Genomic DNA, 16459 nt, shown 5'->3' with positions numbered 1-16459 from the left:
CATATTATCAAAACATTTGCAACAGTATATTAATACGACTTAATATACTGTTATTAAAACTCCTCACTTCAATACTAACAAATTCTTTTTTCTAATTCTATATATTATAAATCTCCTTATCTTTTATAAAAGCTTCATGCCCTTCTTCACACTAAATAGTTGTTGCAATTCCCGCCAAAAATAAACTTACGATTGCTAAAATTTGAGTAGCGACTATAGCCCCTCTTAAATGAAACTTATAATCTTTATATCCTTTCATACCTGCCGTACTAGGAATCACAACAAACCTTGGAGTAATCCAGCAAAAAATTAGCCAATCAATTATAAGTAAATCTACTAAATTGAAAATCATTAAAATACCAAAAGTGTGTAAATAAGCATCCATATACATTAATTTTTCATGCTTATGTAATATATATGTAGAAACGAAAGGACAACCGAAAAGAATAGCATTGTATACAATATTAAAGTAAATGGTTTGCTTTTTTTCATGAATCGATTTTGGAAAAACTACTTTTTGAATATCTTTCGGATAATCAGTTAATGAAAGTCGAGGATTATAATATAAGGACCCTAAAATCATTACGGATAGTACAATAGACATGATGACTCCAACGTACATCATTTGCTCAAATTGATTCATATGCTTCATTCACCCTTTTCTGTAATTACTATGTTAATCATTCACTTAATTACACATTGTATGTACGTACATAATCAAAAATTAACATCTAGCTTTAATAGTGAAGCAAACAAATGCAAACGTACTAAAAGCAATGATCGATCCAAATAATATCCCTTCTCGCAAAATTTTACTAAGCGTAGGTTTTACATCGGAGAAAGTTTGTGAGATTGATGGATTACCTGGGGAAATTTTGAGCACATACATATAATTACAAAAAGGCAGTGCTACTTATGTAGCACTGCCTTTTCCTTTATTCATTTACTTATAAAGTATTGTCAGTTCTTCTTTATGTTCTGTATTTCCACATTATAAATATTTCACGTCAAGGAGAGATGACTGAAATGAATAATCAAAAAATTGAACTTACTGGTCGTATCGTTACACCTAATGATCCTGATTATAATTCAGCGCGTGAAGAATTCAATACATTCTTCAACAAATTTCCGTTAATCATTATTTTTGCTCAAAATACGCAGGATGTAGTAAAGCTGTTCGCTGGTCAAGGCTACATAACGTTCCTATACGCATGCGCTCTGGACGTCATAATTATGAGGCATTATCCGTCAGTAATGCTGGTCTTGTAATTGATGTAAGTGAAATGAAGCAATTAGAAATAGATCACAATAATGGAACTGTAACTATCGGGACTGGATGGAGAAATATTTCTTTAATTGAAACACTTGCAGCTGAAGGATTAGTTGTGCCGAGTGGTGTTTGCCCTACTCCCGGGATTGCAGGTGTTACTTTAGGTGGCGGACATAGTATTCTCTCTCGTCCGTTTGGATTAACTCTCGATCATTTACTTGAATTAGAAATGGTAGACGCGAATGGTTGTATAATACGCGCTAACGCCAAGTGTAACTCCGATCTCTATTGGGCTTCGCGCGGTGCTGGTGGTGGTAACTTTGGAATATGTACTTCGTTTAAGTTTCGAACACATAAAATTAATACGGTAGGATTTGCAGAAATAAGCTGGGGGATATCAGATTTAAAACCTGTATTAACCTCTTGGCAAGAATATACGCTACCTTGCGCTAATAAACGACTTACAACTACTCTTTTTATGTCTGCAGGATTAGAACCATCATTATTAATGCAAGGTGTATTTCTCGGTTCTGTACAAGAATTGCAGTTGCTACTACAGCCATTACTAGAAGCCGGTTCACCACTGCAAGTAACTATCGAAGAAATACCATGGGCAGAAGCGAAAATAGCTGAGAAGCAACCTGCAACACCTTTACCATTTAAAAGTGTTGGTCCATATGTATATGAACTATTACCAGAAGAAGGACTATCCATTATCGATCACTTTATTAATAATGCACCTCCCTTTTCCACCACCTCCGTATTTTTCCACGGATTAGGCGGTGCTGTTGCTGAGGTGCCAAATGAGGCGACTGCTTACTTTTACCGAAAAGCACTATCAAACATGTCAATATTCGCTACTTGGGAGCAACCAGAAGGTGCTGGTGGAAGTATTCGATGGGTTGAAGACTTCCGTTTGGCAATGCTTCCATTTACAAAAGGTGTCTATGTTAATACTCCTGACCTATCCATTAAAAATTGGCCAGATGCATACTTTAGTTGCAACTTTGACCGATTAATGGAAGTAAAAGCGAAATATGATCCGAAAAATGTCTTTAACTTTCCGCAAAGTATTCCGCTTTTTTAAACTATATACTCCACCTAATCTATCTAAATGCAAAACATCCATTTTTTAAAATGGATGTTTTGCAAAAAAAGTTTACATAATATAATTATCAATTACTTATACTAAATAACTATTCAACCACCGAAAGTAAAACTTTCTCAAGCTCTTTTTTGGATAACATACTTTCGTTTATATAGCCATTCTTTTAATTGTACTTCATCCAAAGTTTCGTTCCCCTCTCGTGATCTTTCACACTATATTCGCTCGTTTTTCACAAAAGGTACATTTTACATGAAAATTTATTTATTACAATAAAAATATAAGGTATATTTTTAAGAAAAGGAGGATTTCAAGAATGAATCAAGAGGATAAAATTCACGCTGAAAAAGTGTTGAAAAATCTATTCATCGGATCACAAGTTGATGGATTACAATTTGGTATTTCTCCAGCCGCTATAAAGATTCATTTCACAAACTTTCACGACTCAGTTGATTATGACGGACAATTATATATCAATATTGAATCCAAATAGTGTTTATTTAATAAACCTCAAAAAAGATACCCATTAAATGAAGATGAATTTAAAGTTTATTCTGAGGAAGAAGAATATGAAAGAATATTTAAGATAAGAAGACAAAAAGTTACCGATATACGACTCGGCTTAGAAAGCCCTCATTTAATTATTACATTAGAGAGTGGACAAATTATTTTTGTAAATGGTTTTCATGATTATTATGAATGTTGGCAATCTGGTGTCCTATGTGAGCAATGGCTTGTAGTCGCTGCACCTGGGAATGAAATCGCCACTTGGGCTCCCGATGAGTTTATCGATAAATAAACTGTCTTCACGAAGAAGAACCGAAGATATTTTATGAACTACATAACTATTTCTATTACACTTAAACGAATGACCATTTTACTTTAATAGAACTCACTTTATTAAAGCTGAAAGGATGATAATGATGGCATGTGTCCATGATTTTGGAATAATTGACGATTTTACTTCTCAAAAAAATTACGAAGATTATACACCAGAGAAATATCATTGTATTTCTGTTGATGATGATATTATCAGTAGCTTAAATCAAAATTTATCAATTATGAAAACCTACTTCCATACAGTCAAAAATCAGGAATACGGTTTAGCCTATTGCGGTATTACAATTATCCCGCCTGAATCATTAGCAATATTCTATGAAACAGTTACATCTTCAAAGTTCTTCAAAAATTCTGATGAGCTGAATGAGTTAGCTTCAAAAATTGAACAAGCTACAGCAGAACAGAAGTACATGATCCATTATGGGGTTTAAATGTAATTCAAAAATGCTTAGGATTTCTCCGAAGCATTTTTTGTATGTTACTAATAAATTTATTCCTTAACCATTTAGTCCATGCTTTAGCCTATGCCCCATCTTTTACAAGTGAGGGCGCACCTATTAATCTAAATAAGCGTCTCATTTCCAATCTTCCAGCTAAACCATCTCCCGTGTCCTTCTGTTTCTCCAACCGTTTCACGATATTCGTTTCCGTTAATATAATAATCAATATGAAGGTCACGATCCCACATGTTGTTATACAGGTGGAATACATCACGTTTTGCGCCAATTTCTTGTATTTGTTTTTCTAACTTATGTTTTACTTGTTCTGGTATTTGATTTGCGACGTGTGTATGGAAAATACAAATAACAGCTTCTTCACTTATTTGTTCAATAATAGATGATAATAGCTCTACACCGTCTCCTTCTATTAATTGGACAGATTCATTTTTCACTAAAGATGCAGCTTGATCAAACATTTCAAGCCTTTCTTTATGTTCTGGCCAAATTAAAGCACGTAACCATAAATAATCTTCCTCATTATGTAAATCATTCACATGTAAGTCCAGTCCGATTCTTTCTACGACAGATGGGCTTTCTTTTAGAAAATGCGGCACATTCTCTCCTCTTATTTCAGAAGTTACATGCACATTTGAATTTATATTTCCGTACATTTCATCCGTCCCGTACGAATAACGATATTGGTCCCAGAACAGTTGCAACCCAGAACTTGTCCCAATTTCAATTAACGCTAACGGCTTCTTCACTTTGTTAAATATGTAGCAGAAACTTGGGTATAAGTATGCGCACCGTCTTACTTCATTTGTTTGAACGAGTTTCGTTTGTAACAAAGTAATGATTTCTTCTCGGTACTCTTTACAGAAATCTTTTAAATGATTAAAAGCTTTATCTAAATTTGTATCAGCATTTTCAACTAAACTACTATAATACGTTTTTAAATGATGTTCTTTCCCTGCTAACAATAAATAATGTACTGCACCTAATAGTAAGTTTGGGACTGGTTGACCTACCTGAGCATAGGACGATAGTGTAAGTACTTCCTCATCTTCAGCAATTTTCATTGATAAATATTCATATAAATCACTTGACCCTTTACATTCCTTTATTGAAAAGTTTCGAAATAAGTTTGAAATTTGTTCTTTTGTACGCATTAAAATCCCTCCTTTTCATTTTTCAGAATAATCTTACCATTGCTAGAAGAAAAATCCCATAAAAAGGTATTCGATTTAGTCACTTAAGGATACGTAAGCTTTTTCGAGATAATTTCAAACTGTAATTTTTTTCTATTTATCACCTTAAAAGAGCTTGTTAAATAAGATTTTTAGCGAATAAAACGTTAAATAGTTTAAAATTATCAGATAACACTAGATATTTTAGTCTATTAATTATTATAATAGAGTATGAGATGGTTATATAATTGAGACAAAAAAGGTATACACCTAGGTGGGGCCTAGGCGGTGTTTCTCTTTTACGGCTTAGACATAGAAAACACCTACACTTTTTTGCCAATATAGGGGATGGAGAGATTATCATGAGCAACATGCAGCAAAAAACAGACGTTATCTTAATTGGTGCAGGAATTATGAGTGCAACGTTAGGCTCATTACTAAAAGAATTAGCACCAGAATGGGAAATTAAAGTTTTTGAAAAACTCGCAAGTGCCGGGGAAGAAAGCTCTAACGAATGGAATAATGCAGGTACAGGGCATTCTGCGCTATGCGAACTGAACTATACTTCCGAAAAATCTGACGGATCTATAGATATTAGTAAGGCTGTAAAAGTGAATGAGCAATTCCAGCTTTCAAGACAATTTTGGGCATATCTTGTAAAGAGCAAATTAATTCGTAATCCACAAGATTTTATTATGCCACTACCTCATATGAGTTTAGTACAAGGGGAAAAAAATGTTGAGTTTCTAAAAAATCGTTTTGAAGCGCTTTCAAAAAATCCACTGTTTCACGGAATGGAATTTTCTGATGCTCCTGAAACATTAAAAAAATGGCTTCCACTCATTATGGAAGGCCGCACATCTAATGAATCGATGGCGGCAACGAAGATTGACTCTGGAACAGATGTTAACTTCGGTGCATTAACACGTATGTTGTTTGATTATTTAAAAACAAAAAATGTCGAGCTAAACTACAAGCATAGTGTCGAAAATATTAAGCGCACGAAAAATGGTTTGTGGGAAGTAAAAGTACACGATATGAATAGTGGTAAAATTGAGCATCATACTGCTAAATTCGTCTTTATTGGCGGCGGTGGCGGTAGTCTACCTCTACTTCAAAAGACTGGTATCCCTGAATCAAAGCATATCGGTGGATTCCCGGTAAGTGGACTATTTATGGTATGTAAAAACCAAAAAGTTGTAGAGCAACATCATGCGAAAGTATACGGTAAAGCTAAAGTTGGCGCTCCGCCAATGTCTGTACCTCATCTAGATACGAGATATATAGACAACAAAAAAGCTTTACTGTTTGGACCATTCGCAGGCTTCTCACCTAAATTCTTAAAAACTGGTTCAAATCTTGACTTAATCGGTTCTGTAAAACCGAATAACGTCTTAACGATGTTAGCCGCTGGTGTAAAAGAAATGGGACTTACAAAATACTTAATTCAGCAAGTTATGTTATCGCACGAAAAACGTATGGAAGAATTACGCGAATTCATTCCGAACGCGAAAAGTGAAGATTGGGATATTGTAGTTGCTGGGCAACGTGTACAAGTAATTAAAGATACTGATGCTGGCGGTAAAGGAACACTTCAATTTGGTACAGAAGTAGTAAGTGCAGCTGACGGCTCAATCGCCGCATTACTAGGCGCATCACCAGGTGCTTCTACTGCTGTTCACGTCATGCTTGAAGTATTAGAAAAATGTTTCCCAAGCCGCATGGTAGAATGGGAAGAAAAAATAAAAGAAATGATTCCTTCATATGGCATTTCACTAACTGAAAATCCAAGATTGTTCCAAGATCTTCACACTTCTACTGGTCGTACACTTGGATTAAACGAAAAAGAAACTGTTCATAATTAATGAAGAAATAAAAAAACGTCCGATATATTCGGACGTTTTTTTTGTCTACTAAAAATTATACTTATCAATATTATCTTTCGTAAATACAACTCGTTCTGGTAATACGATAATTCCGTTCCCTTCTGCCTCATAATCATATCCTTGAATGGAGTTTGGCTCTACTTTCACTTTTCCGATTCCTTTTACTTCAAAGCTATCCCCTACTTTTAACTTCTTTCCTTTTACAACAATTTCATTTGCTACATAAGTTGCCAACGCACCTTGCTGTTTGACATCCCATAATCCGAATTGTTGTACTGTTCCTCGTTTTACATAATCACGCATAACGTTCGGTGTAGAAAATCCAGTTACCACTATTTTTTTATCCATTTTTAAGTTTTCAGCTGCTTGCGCCATGGCTGGGAGTGCTGTTGCATCTGGACAAATAACTGCGTTAATATCTGGATACGTTTTTAATATGTTCTCCCCTACGGATAAAGATTTTTGTGCATTATTTTCCCCGTACTGCGTCGTTACAATTTCCCAGTTCGGATATTTCTTTTTAATAATTTCTTTCGCTTTCGTTACCCATTGGTTTTGATCCGTTACTGTTGGACTAGAGTAAAAGAAGGCTACTTTTCCTTTATCTCCAATTTGCTTAGAAGTCATTTCAATTAATAAGTTAGCAAGTTGGTCTGGTGTTCCTTGGCTGATATAAAAAGAACGGTCTTTCGGATTCACATCAGAATCCCACGTTAAGACGGTCATTCCTTTTTTCTTAGCACGTTGTAGTGATTGCGATAAACCATCAACTGATGTAGAGGAAACCATAAGTGCATCATAGTTTTGGTTAATAAAATTATTTATATACTTTACTTGCCCTGATACACTCGCTTCAGACGGCCCATCATATTTCACTTGTACGCCTAGCTTCTCTCCCATCTCCTTTGCTCCTTCACCTCCCGATGTAAAGAAGCCCACTCCTGTTAATTTCGGGATAAATGCAAATTTCACATCATCCGCTTTTTTCTTATCTGCCGTTTGACTGGAACAAGCTATTAAACCTATTAAGCAAATACATACAATCAATACAATCCCTAGTTTTCTCTTCATGACATTTCCCCCTTATGCAAACTCTGTCTTTTCCCCACTAAGAATTGATGTAATTTGAAATGTCTCATAATAACTGAAAGAATAAGGATAATACCTATTACGACATTTGATTGTTCATTTGTTAAGCCTGTCATTTGTAGGCCATATTGCATAAGCCCTATAAAAATACTTGCCAGTACAGTACCGAAAATACTTCCTTTTCCACCTGTAATAAGTGTCCCGCCTAATACGACTGCTGTAATGATTGGTAATATTGTTTCGCTTCCTATATCAGCACGTGCAGAACCGAAATATGCAGTTAAGAAAGCTCCCCCTAATCCACCTCCTAACCCAGAAAGTATGTAAGCAATGATTACTACTTTCTTCGTCTTAATCCCGGTGTATTTTGCTGTATTTTCGTTCGCACCTGTTAATTTTACATGGCGCCCGTATATAGTTCGGTGAAATAATACAGTATATAAAACTGTTAATACGATCAGTAGCCATAATAAATTCGGTATTCCTATAAAACTACCGTTTGCCATTTGTACAAATGTGTCAGGTAAACCGCTTATTCCTTCATACCCAGAAGCACCTGCTCCTCCTGAAATGACGAGTGCAATTCCTCCGTATAAAAACATCGTTCCGAGTGTAACGACGAGTGGTTCTACATCTGTCATTTTTATAATGAGTCCGTTTAAAGCGCCTGCTAAACAACTAATTATTAGGGCAATTATGACAGCAAACAAAATAGGTATTCCGTTCATCCAAAGTACACCAATCAAGATCGAAGTGAGCCCCATTATTGATCCGACCGATACATCAATTCCTCCTGTTACAATAACGAAAGTCATTGGTATCGCCGCAATTGCGATAAATAGGAAATCATTTGTACTAAAAAGGAGATTACTAATATTTAAGAAATCGCTGTTTATAAAACTAAAGAGAATGAATTCTATAAGAAGTAATATGATTAAAACACCTTCCCATCTGTAAAAATACTTCATAGATTCATTCTCCTTTCTGCTTTGCACTTCTTCATGACGCTATCTAATATGATAATAAGTAATAGTAAAAAACCTGAAATAGCATTATTCCAAAATGCTGGTATTTTTAAAAAGACAAGTGAACTGCTTATCGCTTCTAAAAACAATGCTCCTAATGCGGCTCCAAATATAGAACCTGTTCCTCCTTTTAGATGAATTCCTCCTAGCACAGCAGCTGCAATCACCTGTAGTTCTATTCCTGTACCAGTTTGATTTGGAACGAACCCGATATTCATAACAAATATGCAACCAGCGATTGCCGCACTTATGCCCGATACAATAAACGCATTTATCTTCACTTGATTAACAGGTATACCAATGAGTCTCGCACCATCTTCATTGTCACCTACCGCATAAAAGTATCTTCCGTATGGTACTTTCCTTAAAAAGAAATATAGTAGTAATAAAATCATAAAAACACCCCATACAGTTATCGGCAGACCGAGTATGACGATAGATGAAAGTTTCTTAAAATTATTTGGAATATCTTCAATCCACTTCCCGCCTGTGAAGATTAACATTGCACCTCTAACAATTCCTAGCATCCCTAATGTCATAATAATGGCTGGTACCCGAAACTTTGCAACGCCAATCCCGTTTATGAAACCGATAATAGCACCAAGCATTACAGCAGTAAAAATTGACAAGAATGCATTATACCCGTTCGTTAACAACATCCCGCAAACTGCCGCGCTTAATCCCATAATTGAGCCAACTGATACGTCTATATTTTTCGTAAATAAAACGAACGATTGGCCAATTGCTAGAACGACTAAAATAACGCTTGATTTCATCATTAAAGATAACGAGTTAAACTGAACAAAACTAGGATTTATTATACCGACAATGGCTATATAAATTAGTAGTAACAGTATGATAGACGTTTCGTGCATTTTATACATACGTTTCATTCCGTTACACCTCCGTATGCAAGACGTGTAACTTCTTCTACACTTATTTGTTCTTTCTCCAAATGAGAAACAAATTGACCATTTCGCATGACGTATACACGGTTAGCTAATTGGACAATTTCCTCAACGTCTGAAGAAATGAATAATATGGCGAGTCCTTCTCTTTTCATTTTTTCTATCGTCTCATACACTTCAAGCCTTGCTTTTGCATCAATTCCGCGAGTTGGTTCATCAAGAATAATAATTTTTGGATTACACGCGAGATATTTCGCAAGCACGACTTTTTGCTGATTACCTCCCGATAAAGATGTAAGTTCTTCATTCATACTTGGTACAACAATTCGGAACTTTTCTATAAACGACTTCACTAAAGCGCTTTCTTTTTCTCGGTTAATAAAAAAGCGATTATTGTACTGTAAACATGCTGCAGTAACATTTTCTTTGACAGATACAATTGAGAAGATTCCATTTCTCGCCCTATCTTCCGGCACATAAACGAGCCCTTCGCTTAGTCTATTATGCAAAGAACATGTATCAATTGCTTTTCCTTCTAATAAAATAGAACCTGATTTTATAGCTTTCAATCCGAATATTGCTTCCGCTAATTCCGTTCTACCTGATCCAACAATGCCAGCAATACCCACAATCTCTCCAGCATGTACAGTGAATGATATATTCCCGAATGTTTGACTAGTTAAATTCTTTACTTCTAATATTTTTTTCGTTCTTTCTGTCTCTTGAACTATTTCTCTTTTTTCTTTCTGTTTATATCCTTTTGGCAATAGCCCCTCCATCAGCATGTCATATGTATAGTCACCTACATCCCCTTGACTCACAATTGTTCCATCACGTAATATCGCTACTTTATTGGAGATTTCAAAGATTTCTGGAAAACGATGTGTAATGTAGATCATTCCAATTCCTTTTTCTTGCAAACTTTTCATCAGCACAAAAAGACTCTTAATTTCATGAGTTGTTAATGTCGATGTTGGCTCATCTAAAATAAGAATCTCAGCGTCCCGTATTAACCCTCTAATGATTTCTACTAACTGTTGCTGCGCAATAGATAACGATCCTCCCTGTTCATTAAGATCAATATCCCAACTTAAACTGTCAATTAATTGCTGAACTTTTACTTTTAGTTTCTTTCTATTCCCCTTTAATCCAATACATATATTTTCTTCAATGGTCATATGCGGAAAAATGAGCGGTTCTTGTGGTATTAAATAAATCCCTTCTTGGTGTGCTTCTTTTGGATTTGCAAACTGCTGTCTCTTTCCTTTCACATACATTTCTCCACTATCATACGAATATACCCCGTTAATATTTTCATTAATGTCGATTTCCCGGCGCCATTGCCCCCAACTAAAGCGTATATATCACCATGCTCTACTTGTAAGTTCACTTCCTTTAGCACAAGTTGATTTGAAAACGCCTTACTCATTTTCTTCACTTGTAATAAGGGCACATTCTCCACATGATGTCACCTGCCTTTATCCAGAACATTTTTTGAGAAAATGATTATTTGTTCTACTTGTTTTGTAGCATTGTATATTCCTTTTTTCATATCTAGAACACTTTTTTCAATGTACTATTAATCGTTTCAACTGGAATAAACAAAATATGTGACACATATGTTTAAGCATTGGTCAATTGTTGAAAGGGATGAAGAGTATGTCACAGCTGAACTTCGAAGAAAATTTATTAACGAAAGTAGCTTGGTACTATTATAAAGATCAATTAACACAACAAGAGATTGCTTCACTTCTTCATATTTCAAGAAATAAAGTCGTCCGGTTATTAGATAAGGCACGCAGTGAAGGTATCGTTACATTTCACGTAAAAGGGACCGGTTTGCATTGCTTGAGCATTGAACGTGACTTAATGAAAAAGTTCCACTTAAAAGATGCCTTCATTATCGCTACTCCAATAAACAATTATGCTACTTCTCTTGGAAAAGCCGCTGCACAATATTTAGAGACTCATCTCCAACAAGGTGATTTACTCGGCATCGGCTGGGGTGAAACGATAAGTAAAATGCTAGAAAACATTCATTTTGAAAGTTCTATTAATATTTCATTCGTAACGCTAACAGGCGGAGTAAACCACTATCTCCCAAGAAAACAAAACTATTTACACTACATGCAAGGTGATCTTCATATTATTCCTACTCCTTTTCTAGCATCTTCTACTGAAATGGCACAAAGTATTTTATCAGAACCGAGTGTAAAAGATATGCTTCATGTCGCTTCACTTGCACATACGGCAGTTGTCGGTATTGGCGGGTTATCTCAAGACGCAACGATTGTAAAAGAAGAAAAATTAACGCTACGTGAAATGACATATATTCGAAGTCAAAACGGGGCGGGCGATATTTTAGGACAGTTTTATAATACGAATGGTGATTTATTAGAGCTCTCGCATCATAATCGTCTAATTGGCACACCACTTACGATTCTTCGCAGTATGAAGCATGTCATTGGTGTGGCTGGAGGTACTCAAAAGATAGATGCCATTTATGGGGCTTTAAAAGGGAAATTTATTCATACATTAATTACTGATGAAGAAACTGCGCTCTCCTTATTAAGAAAGGAAGGTGATTCTTAATGTCTACTTTATTAGCTTTCGATGCTGGTACAGGAAGCATTCGAGCTGTTCTTTTTGATTTACATGGCAATCAAATTGCAGTAAGTCAAAAAGAATGGGTTCATAAAACTGATCCTCGTTACCCCGGTTCTATGAATTTTGATGTAGAAGAAAACTGGCAACTTGTACAACAGTGTACGAAAGAAGTTCTGCAAAAAAGTAATATACTTCCCTCTTCTATTCAAGCTATTAGCGCTACAAGTATGCGAGAAGGTTTTGTTTTATATGATAAAAATGGGCAAGAAATATGGGCATGTGCAAATGTTGATGGCCGTGCATCCGCTGAAGTTAATGAGCTAAAAGAAATCCGCTCACATCTTGAAGAAGATTTATACAGAAAATCTGGGCAAACTTTTTCATTGGGTGCTTTACCACGTCTACTTTGGATTAAAAAACATGAACCAGACGTCTACAACAATATTCAATCCTTTACGATGTTAAATGATTGGATTTTGTATAAATTAAGCGGCGTACTGCAAATCGATCCTTCCAACGGTTGTACGTCCGGAATCTTTGATTTACAAAATAGAAATTGGGATAACGAAGTCGCTAAAGAATGTGGTATAACGTTGCCATTTTCACCAAAAGTAAATGAAGCTGGCACTGTGATTGGTAATGTTACAAAAGAGTGTGCAGCACTAACTGGTTTACTTGAAGGAATTCCTGTCGTCGCTGGCGGCGGTGATGCTCAAATGGCAGCACTCGGGACTGGAGCCGTAAAACCAAATCAAACTTTAATATGCGGCGGCAGCTTTTGGCAACAGGAAGTGAATATTACAGAGTCAACAACGGATCCAAATGCTGCAATTCGAGTAAATTGTCACGTCGTTCCGAACCTTTGGCAATATGAAACGATTGCCTTTTTCCCTGGCCTCGTTATGCGTTGGTTTCGAGACGCTTTTTGCCAAGAAGAAAAAAAGCTCGCTGAAAAACTCGGTGTAGACGCTTATGAATTATTAGAAGAACAAGCGAAAGACGTACCTGTCGGTTCATATGGTATTATCCCTACTTTTTCAAACGTTATGAACTACATTTCTTGGCGTCATGCCGCACCTTCATTCTTAAATTTAAGTTTAGACGCTGACAAATGCGGAAAAAAAGAAATGTTCCGTGCTATTGAAGAAAATGCCGCCTTCGTTACACTTGGAAACTTAAAACTAATTGAAAATCTTACTGGTACATTCCCTTCTGAAGTCATTTTTGCTGGCGGTGCCGCTAAAGGGAAACTATGGCCACAAATTCTATCAGACGTACTCGGCATTCCTATAAAAGTACCCGTTGTGAAAGAAGCAGCTGCTTTAGGAACTGCAATTGCTGCTGGAGTTGGCGCTGGAATATATACATCTATGGAAGAGACTGCCGAACAATTTGTACAGTGGGAAAATACATTTGAACCAATCACTGAAAATCACGAGCTATACAAGGAATTCTATGAAACATGGAAAACCGTGTATAGCAGTCAGCTCGCTTTAGCTGATAAAGGACTTACAACACATATGTGGATTGCGCCGGGTGCACTGTAACTCATTTACATAAAGGAGTGAACTGTATGTTAAAAGCGAATGAAAATGATTTCTCCTATCGCTTCGGTGATAACGGGCCGAAATATTTAATACAAGGCCCGAATATTGATCTTGGTCTTGTTGTCATTCAGCCTGGGCAAGAGTTTCAAAATCATTACCATACAACGTGTGAAGAAGTTTTTTATGCGTTAGAAGGTGAAATAGACTTCTATGTAAATAACGAAAGAGTTCCGATTAAACAAGGTGATGTCCTGCAAGTTCGCCCTCATGAATCTCACTATCTAATTAACCATTCTGACAAACCTTTTAAAGCTGTTTTTATAAAGTCACCACATTTACCAAATAAAGATACGGTACAAACGGAAAATCCAACATTAACGAAGGAGTGATTTTGAATGACTTGGGGATTTAAAAATCGATTAAATACAATTTTACCTGATGGTAGAGCGGTTATGTTAGCAATAGATCACGGCTACTTTTTAGGGCCAATTCACGGGCTAGAACAACCACTTGAAACAGTTAAAAACTTACTTCCTTATACAGACTCCCTCTTTTTAACACGCGGTGTACTTAGCTCCTGCATTCCTGAAAACTGCAGCACACCGATGGTTATGCGTGTATCCGGCGGCGCTACTGTCGTCGGTAAAGATTTAGCGAATGAAACAATTGTTACACCTGTGAAAGAAGCAGTGAAGCAAAACGCAATTGGCGTTGGCGTTTCTGTTTTTGTCGGATCAGACTATGAAACACAAACTGTTACAAATCTCGCAAATGTAGTTTCTGAAGCTCATGATTACGGCCTACCAGTACTCGGCATTACCGCAGTCGCAAAGGAATTACAAAAACGTGAAGCTCGCTTTCTAGCACTTGCTTCCCGCGTATGTGTTGAAATGGGTGCTGATATTATTAAAACGTATTACTGCGAAGGATTCGAAAAAATAACGAGCACATGCCCTGCCCCAGTCGTCATCGCGGGCGGCCCAAAACTAGATTCAATTGAAGACGCATTAAACATTACGTACAATGCATTGCAAGAAGGTGCAATTGGAGTAGACATGGGCCGAAACATATGGCAATCCGAACATCCAGCTGCGATGATCCAAGCGATACATGGCATTGTGAAAAATGGATTGAATGTGAAAGAGGCACTTGAACTTTATGATGATGTGAAGAATTAATGTGAAAAGACAGACTATTTATTAGTCTGTCTTTTTTGTTAAAATAAAGTAAAGGAGGAATGATTATGCGAAGAATGACTTTCGAACGTCCTACCGATTATTACGATGAACGCTTATACTCTATTGATGAAAAAATTTGCGCCCTATTAAAAGAACGAAAAGAACTTTCAGGTGGTGACCCAGGTTTTCCACATGATGAAGCGATTTATAAATGGGCAAAGCAATACGAATTTTATCCAGACTATCTAAACTCATTATTCTCTTCCATGATGGATGAAGAAGAATTTAAACCTCGCGTTGAACCAACTGAGTTTAAAAAACATGTACCTGTTTTTAAAACTTATGAACATAATGGCGTCATGTATACTGTAACTTTTATTCGGCAATATGCAAATGCTAGTGTGGTTTATTTATATAGCGATTGGGATTCCACGGATGAAGATTTTATTGAAAATAAGCCTCATAGTTTCTTCCAATTATCAATAGATGATACATACGATTGCTGGTCAGAAGGTGGTGACGGCACCGATGGACATATGAATCATCAATTCGTTATATCTCCTGTCCTTCCTGATAATTTGTCTGGAATAAGCTTACGATTTAAAGAACTCAGTATGCCGTTTAGGAAAGATCAAGCTGTGCTTGAATTTGAAATTCAGATAGACAAATAAGGTGAGACTATAATCAATCCACAAATAGTAAGATAAATAAGGTAATAAAATAAACAAGCCCCTTTCCAAACTGGATAAGGGGCTAAATATACACCTTCAAATGATTACTCTTGATGATTACTATTAAGCTTTGAAACTTTCTTACCTTCTCTATAATCAAGACAAGACACTTCAATTAATAAGCCATTAAATACTGTAAAATAAAAACCATAACTACTACCTCGCATCGAATAAGGTTCCTTATCTATTTCAATGCCGCCTGCTACTAAACGATTATACGCTTGATCTACTTCATTTGTAGTTTCCACTAAAAAACCAATATGAAAAGCTTCTGGATACGTAACTTCCTTATTCCCTTTAAATGCTTTTGGATCACTTAGCACAAGTATAAATCCACTCTCATCACTCATAACTACAAGTGCTTTCCCTTTTTGTTCCAAAAATTGAAAATCAAAAAATGTTTCAAAGAAATGTCTCGCTTCTGATAAGTCATCAACACATAAATTTAAATGATTCAGCTTCATGTACTCATCTCCTTTTAAACAGAAGGGATATAGACTCATTTTCATAACCCTTAAATATGTAAGGCAAGATATTCAAGCGTTCCATCTAAGACTATGCTTTATAAGTCTAATATTTTTCTCTATAGCCTAGAACGCTTTTTTAATGAATGCAATTACATGAATCATTAGACGTGAATTTTTAA

The 16459-nt window shown here is 36.0% G+C and carries 13 protein-coding genes and 4 pseudogenes; 10 read left to right on the top strand and 7 right to left on the bottom strand.

Annotated elements, in window-relative coordinates; all coding sequences use genetic code 11:
- Positions 1–151: 151 nt before the first annotated feature.
- A complete protein-coding gene (locus C4S65_RS10775) occupies positions 152–643 on the bottom strand; it encodes a hypothetical protein (protein WP_001071236.1) in 492 nt (163 codons plus the stop codon).
- A 97-nt stretch (positions 644–740) separates the two neighbouring features.
- Here C4S65_RS10775 and C4S65_RS10770 point away from each other — a divergent pair.
- The 4 genes and pseudogenes from C4S65_RS10770 to C4S65_RS10755 all read left to right on the top strand — a co-directional run.
- Positions 741–893, top strand: a pseudogene (locus tag C4S65_RS10770) (N-acetyltransferase); the annotation flags it as partial.
- A gap of 133 nt (positions 894–1026) precedes the next feature.
- Positions 1027–2357, top strand: a pseudogene (locus C4S65_RS10765) (FAD-binding oxidoreductase).
- A 334-nt stretch (positions 2358–2691) separates the two neighbouring features.
- Positions 2692–3174: pseudogene (locus C4S65_RS10760) on the top strand (hypothetical protein).
- A 121-nt stretch (positions 3175–3295) separates the two neighbouring features.
- Positions 3296–3646, top strand: a complete 351-nt coding sequence (locus C4S65_RS10755) for a short-chain dehydrogenase (protein ID WP_141528217.1) — start codon at positions 3296–3298, stop codon at positions 3644–3646.
- 131 nt (positions 3647–3777) lie between these two features.
- Here the strand turns inward: C4S65_RS10755 and C4S65_RS10750 are convergent, their stop codons facing one another.
- Positions 3778–4824, bottom strand: a complete 1047-nt coding sequence (locus C4S65_RS10750) for a DUF2332 domain-containing protein (RefSeq protein ID WP_097960544.1) — start codon at positions 4822–4824, stop codon at positions 3778–3780.
- Between the two features lie 380 nt (positions 4825–5204).
- On the opposite strand from C4S65_RS10750, the gene C4S65_RS10745 reads away from it, so the two are divergent.
- Entirely contained in the window at positions 5205–6707 is a 1503-nt protein-coding gene (locus C4S65_RS10745; protein ID WP_000069155.1) for a malate:quinone oxidoreductase, read from the top strand.
- Between the two features lie 48 nt (positions 6708–6755).
- Here C4S65_RS10745 and lsrB read toward each other — a convergent pair whose 3' ends face one another.
- The 4 genes and pseudogenes from lsrB to C4S65_RS10725 form a co-directional block, all read right to left on the bottom strand.
- Positions 6756–7799, bottom strand: a complete 1044-nt coding sequence (gene lsrB / locus C4S65_RS10740; RefSeq protein WP_097888500.1) for an autoinducer 2 ABC transporter substrate-binding protein LsrB — start codon at positions 7797–7799, stop codon at positions 6756–6758.
- Positions 7796–8785, bottom strand: a complete 990-nt coding sequence (locus tag C4S65_RS10735) for an autoinducer 2 import system permease LsrD (protein WP_142391529.1) — start codon at positions 8783–8785, stop codon at positions 7796–7798. Before C4S65_RS10735 ends, lsrB begins: the two co-directional genes overlap by 4 nt.
- Complete coding sequence (locus C4S65_RS10730; protein WP_098838286.1) at positions 8782–9735, bottom strand: sugar ABC transporter permease; 954 nt, start codon at positions 9733–9735, stop codon at positions 8782–8784. The genes C4S65_RS10735 and C4S65_RS10730 overlap by 4 nt, the downstream gene beginning before the upstream one ends.
- A pseudogene (locus tag C4S65_RS10725) lies at positions 9732–11212 on the bottom strand (sugar ABC transporter ATP-binding protein). The gene C4S65_RS10730 and the pseudogene C4S65_RS10725 overlap by 4 nt, the downstream one beginning before the upstream one ends.
- Positions 11213–11391: 179 nt before the next feature.
- Here C4S65_RS10725 and C4S65_RS10720 point away from each other — a divergent pair.
- From C4S65_RS10720 to C4S65_RS10700, 5 genes are all read left to right on the top strand, one after another.
- Positions 11392–12342 carry a sugar-binding transcriptional regulator gene (locus C4S65_RS10720; RefSeq protein WP_142391530.1) on the top strand — a complete coding sequence of 317 codons (951 nt, stop codon included), beginning with the start codon at positions 11392–11394 and terminating at the stop codon, positions 12340–12342.
- Positions 12342–13904: an autoinducer-2 kinase gene (lsrK, locus tag C4S65_RS10715; RefSeq protein WP_086407414.1), complete on the top strand. Its 1563-nt coding sequence runs from the start codon at positions 12342–12344 to the stop codon at positions 13902–13904. The genes C4S65_RS10720 and lsrK overlap by 1 nt, the downstream gene beginning before the upstream one ends.
- A gap of 26 nt (positions 13905–13930) precedes the next feature.
- Positions 13931–14293, top strand: a complete 363-nt coding sequence (locus C4S65_RS10710; protein ID WP_000909986.1) for a cupin domain-containing protein — start codon at positions 13931–13933, stop codon at positions 14291–14293.
- A 6-nt stretch (positions 14294–14299) separates the two neighbouring features.
- Entirely contained in the window at positions 14300–15082 is a 783-nt protein-coding gene (lsrF, locus tag C4S65_RS10705; protein WP_000219782.1) for a 3-hydroxy-5-phosphonooxypentane-2,4-dione thiolase, read from the top strand.
- 65 nt (positions 15083–15147) lie between these two features.
- Complete coding sequence (locus tag C4S65_RS10700) at positions 15148–15753, top strand: hypothetical protein (protein WP_140337988.1); 606 nt, start codon at positions 15148–15150, stop codon at positions 15751–15753.
- A gap of 104 nt (positions 15754–15857) precedes the next feature.
- On the opposite strand, the gene C4S65_RS10695 is transcribed toward C4S65_RS10700, so the two are convergent.
- Positions 15858–16277: a VOC family protein gene (locus tag C4S65_RS10695; protein ID WP_086407412.1), complete on the bottom strand. Its 420-nt coding sequence runs from the start codon at positions 16275–16277 to the stop codon at positions 15858–15860.
- Positions 16278–16459 lie beyond the last annotated feature (182 nt).

The sequence above is a fragment of the Bacillus sp. ok061 genome (assembly GCF_900108285.1).
Classification (GTDB): domain Bacteria; phylum Bacillota; class Bacilli; order Bacillales; family Bacillaceae_G; genus Bacillus_A; species Bacillus_A thuringiensis_S.
The sequence above is the reverse complement of the archived record's forward strand: the minus strand, read 5'-3'. Positions and strand labels throughout refer to the sequence as shown.